We start from the raw sequence: 3,854 nt of genomic DNA on the forward strand, positions 1-3,854 counted from the left end.
GCGGCGTGGGCGGCCAGCACCTGCTTGTAGCCGGCCAGGTCGCGGGGCGCGGGCAGGGTCACCGCGGAGAGGGCGCCCGCCTGGAGGGCGCGGGCGAGGCCGACGGCCCGACGCTCGACCGCCGGGGACTGCATCTCCTCGAGGGAGTCGTCGTCGGCGAACCGTTCGGCGAAGTCGTCGACGGAGTCGTCGTCGGCGATTGCGAGGGGACGACCGGCGGCGCTGAGCAGCGAGGTGACGGTGTGGTCGTCGCTGTCGGCGGCGATCGCCGCACCGCTCGGCCCGCCCGAGCGCTCCACGAGCAGCGCGACCAGCCGGGCGTAGCCGGCGGGGTCGTCACCGATCTCGCAGACATGCAGCAGACGGCCTGCGTCGTCGACCACAGCGGACGTCAGCCTCGAACCGGCCGAAGCCGGTCGGCCGGCCGGATCCGCCGAGGCCAGACCGCAGTACACGCGCACGAGCGCCACGGCGTCGTCCTCCTCCCGGGACACAGGTCTTTTCTGCCAGAGACTGATGCTCCCTGGTAGCGGTCAGTCGCGCCAGTCCACGACAGCAGAGATCTTGCCGACAATGGTGCGCCAACCCAAACTTGCGGTTTGTGCCCCGATTTTCTTGAGCCGTCGCCGGCCGAGGAATCCGCCGACGCCGCCGTTCATCGTGGCGCGCAGTGCCTCGTCCAGGTCGTCGAGGCTGGACCCGGCGGAGAGCATGTCCAGCACCGCGGGCAGGCGCAATGCGTACGCCACGTCGCGGGCCACCTCGCCGGCCTCGACGAGCAGGGTGGAATCCCAGGTGTCGCGGCCGCCGCGCAGGTTTTCCACGACCAGGTCGAGTTCGTAGATGTCCTCGTCCAGCGGGGCGATGTCGGCCGGTTCCACCCGTTCGGACAATTCATTCCAGCTGTCCAGTTGGGAGAGATCGTTCGGCGCGCCGGAACGGACGAAACTGACCAGCGACTCAGGCGTCTTGAAGAGCAGCAGGCGACCCCGGTGGCTCAGGAAGACGGGCACCTCCTCGTCGCCCGCGTCCTCCTCGGCGACGTCGGAGTCCTCGTCGTCGGCGCTGTCCCCGCGGCGGGCCTTCGCCTCTTCCTCGTCGCTCTCGGCGAACTCCTGTGCCACGTCCTCGTCGAGGATGACCACGGCCTCGTCGTCGGCGTCCTCGGCCTCGACCACCTGGCGGCGGGCCAGGAACGGGTCGTCCTGGTCGCGCTCGGTGACGTCGGTCGGGGTCAGCTCCCGCGCCGGCCGGTACGCCCGCAGCGTGTAGCCGGTGCCGGACGGCAGGGCGATCTCCACCGGATCGATGCGCAGCTCGTCCCAGAGCGCGCGCGCGGCCTCGGCCGACGCGGTTCCGGTGTCGGACTCGGCCGGACCGCTGGCGTCGTCGAGCTCGGGCTCGTCGGCGTCGGGCCGTGGGGACGACTGACGGGCCACGCTGACCTCCGTGTGCTTCGGGTTGCCCACCCGCCGGTCTCCGCCGCCGACGAGTGACTACGGGCACATACCCTAGTGGGCGATCCTGAAGGTGCGGACCCCGCACCCCGGTGGCGGACCCTCCGGATGACAAGTAGCCTTGCTACGTATGAAGGCCCAGGCGCTGCACGGACACCTCGACGCGCTGCTGCTCGCCGTGCTGGAGCAGGGCCCCCTGCACGGCTACGCCGTCATCGACGCGCTGCGCATCCGCAGTGACGGTCAGCTCGACCTGCCCACCGGCACCGTCTACCCGGCCCTGCGCCGGCTGGAGCGGGCCGGGCACGTCGCCAGCACGTGGAGCACGGTCAACGGCCGGGAACGGCGGACGTACCAGCTCACCGACGAGGGCCGGCGGGCGCTCGCGGGGGAGCGGTCCGGGTGGCAGGAGTTCAGCAGCACCGTCGGCCGCTTCCTCGACACCGGGTCGGCGTCCACCGCACCCGCCTGAGCCCCTGAGCCCGCCCTCAGACGGCGAGCCGGGCGCCGTCGGCGCGTACCGGCCGGACGGCGCGGATCCAGCAGGTCGCGGCCCGACCCAGCCAGAGGTGGCCGGCGCCGATCAGCACCGTGCCGATCAGCAACGGCGGCCAGGTCAGCGCGGCGTCCCACATCCCGAACGACCAGCCGAGGAGCGCCGCTCCGGTGACCACCCCGACGGCGAGCACCCCGGTCAGGCCGGCGCCCACCACCGTGTCGAGCACCTGGCCGCCGGGTGTCGCGCGACGCCCGGCCAGCAGCATCCCGACAGCGGCGAGCACGGCGGCGGCCAGCCAGATCCAGTTGATCGACGACGAGAGCAACTGGTAGCCCGCCGGCGGCCGGGGACCCTCGCTCCAGCTCGACCCCCGCCAGGTGAGGTCGCCCGCGACGGTCAGGGTCACCGCCACCGCCAGGACCCGCAGCGACAGCCCACGCAGCGCCCCGGCCGCCAGTTCCGTCTGGTATGCCCGGGCCAGCTCGCCGGGTGTGCCGAACTCGGCCACCGCGCGGCGGTGGGCCTCCGCGGTCGAGAGACCACCCTCCCGGTACGCCTCGACGGCGTCCAGCAGACCGTGCCGGGCCTCGGTCAACAGGTCGGCCTTCAACCGCCGCGGTCCGTGCAGCCGCTCCGCCAGCGCCCGCAGGCGCTCCTCCACCAGTACGTCGTCCCCGCCCCGCATGACCCCACCCTGTCACGGGACGCGACCCGCCGACGTCCGGGACAACCCTGGCCGAACCCCGACGTGTGCCCCCCGACGGCGTTAAGAAGGTGCCCTTCCTTACGTGCGCAGGGCGAGGTAGCCGCGCTCGGCGGCCTCCTGGAGCTGCCACTGGTCCCGGTACCAGCCGGGGGTGGTCACCAGGTCGGCGTGCCGGCCCCGCTGCACCACCCGGCCGGCGTCGAGCACCACGATCTCGTCCAGCCCGTCGAGCCCGTGCAGCCGGTGGCTGATCAGCAGGACGGAGTGGTCGACCGGGGTGGCGGCGAGGGCGGTGGCGAGGACCGCGTCGGCCGCCGCCGGGTCGAGGCCCTCGGTCGGCTCGTCGAGCACCAGCACCGGTGGCGCGGCGAGGAGCGCCCGCGCCAGGGCCAGCCGTTGCCGTTGGCCGCCGGAGAGCTGCCCGCCCTGCTCGCCGACCACGGTCTCCCAGCCGTCGGGCTGCTCGCGTACCCAGTCCAGCAGGCCGGCGGCGGCGGTCGCCGCCGCCAGGTCGTCCTCGCCCGCGCCGGACCGCCCGAGCAGCAGGTTCTCCCGGACCGTGGCGTGGAAGACGTACGCCTCGGCGAGCAGACCGCCGACGGCGCGGGGCAGTTCCTCGGCCGGGTACGTCGACAGGTCCCGACCGTCCAGCACGACCCGGCCGCCCTCCGGTCGCACCGCGCCGGTCAGCACGGCCGCCAGGGTGCTCTTGCCGGCGCCGCTCGGCCCGACCACGGCGACCCGCCGGCCCGGCGGCAGGTCGAGGCTGAAGGCGTCCAGGGCGGGTGCGGCGCCGGTCCGGTACCGGACGGTGACGTCCTCGAACCGGACGTGGTGCGGCTCGTCCAGCGGCACCCCGGCGACGGGGCCGGGTCCGGTGTCGGTCCCGGGTGCCGTAGTCGTCGTCAGGAGGGCGGCGACCCGGGTCAGGCCGGCGCGCAGGCCGGTCCACTGCCGGGCGGCCCCGACCAGTGCCAGGGCGATCTCCACGGCGGCGAGGGTGCCGACCGCCAGGACACCGACCAGCACCCCGTCCACCCCGGCGGACAGGGTGGTCAGCACCACCGCGCCGGCGGTCAGTCCGGCCACCAGCACGCCGGTCGCGTCCACCGCGAGGCCGGCGCGGTGCTCCCGGCTCATCGCCACCGGCCCGGCGGCCAGCAACTCCAGCGTGCGGTCGCGGGCGGTTGCC

The 3,854-nt window shown here is 74.3% G+C and carries 4 protein-coding genes and 1 pseudogene; 1 reads left to right on the top strand and 4 read right to left on the bottom strand.

The window, feature by feature from the left end; all coding sequences use genetic code 11:
- Together AB0I76_RS24660 and AB0I76_RS24665 are read right to left on the bottom strand one after the other, a co-directional pair.
- Positions 1-494, bottom strand: a pseudogene (locus tag AB0I76_RS24660) (transposase); the annotation flags it as partial.
- Between the two features lie 39 nt (positions 495-533).
- Positions 534-1,469, bottom strand: a complete 936-nt coding sequence (locus tag AB0I76_RS24665) for a DNA primase (RefSeq protein WP_357039873.1) — start codon at positions 1,467-1,469, stop codon at positions 534-536.
- A 118-nt stretch (positions 1,470-1,587) separates the two neighbouring features.
- Between AB0I76_RS24665 and AB0I76_RS24670 the strand changes: the two genes are divergently transcribed.
- Positions 1,588-1,929: a helix-turn-helix transcriptional regulator gene (locus tag AB0I76_RS24670; protein WP_357039876.1), complete on the top strand. Its 342-nt coding sequence runs from the start codon at positions 1,588-1,590 to the stop codon at positions 1,927-1,929.
- Between the two features lie 16 nt (positions 1,930-1,945).
- Here AB0I76_RS24670 and AB0I76_RS24675 read toward each other — a convergent pair whose 3' ends face one another.
- Entirely contained in the window at positions 1,946-2,641 is a 696-nt protein-coding gene (locus AB0I76_RS24675; RefSeq protein WP_357039879.1) for a permease prefix domain 1-containing protein, read from the bottom strand.
- Positions 2,642-2,740: 99 nt separating this feature from the next.
- Positions 2,741-3,854, bottom strand: a 1,114-nt coding sequence (locus AB0I76_RS24680; RefSeq protein ID WP_357039882.1) for an ABC transporter ATP-binding protein, incomplete at its 5' end; no start/stop codon positions are given.

Source organism: Micromonospora sp. NPDC049799 (assembly GCF_040656655.1).
Taxonomy (GTDB): domain Bacteria; phylum Actinomycetota; class Actinomycetes; order Mycobacteriales; family Micromonosporaceae; genus Micromonospora.

Bases quoted from the DNA above. Each gene is read 5' to 3' on its own strand.
- AB0I76_RS24670 (WP_357039876.1), top strand. From the start codon at position 1,588: ATGAAGGCCCAGGCGCTGCACGGACACCTCGACGCGCTGCTGCTCGCC.
- AB0I76_RS24675 (WP_357039879.1), bottom strand. From the start codon at position 2,641: ATGCGGGGCGGGGACGACGTACTGGTGGAGGAGCGCCTGCGGGCGCTG.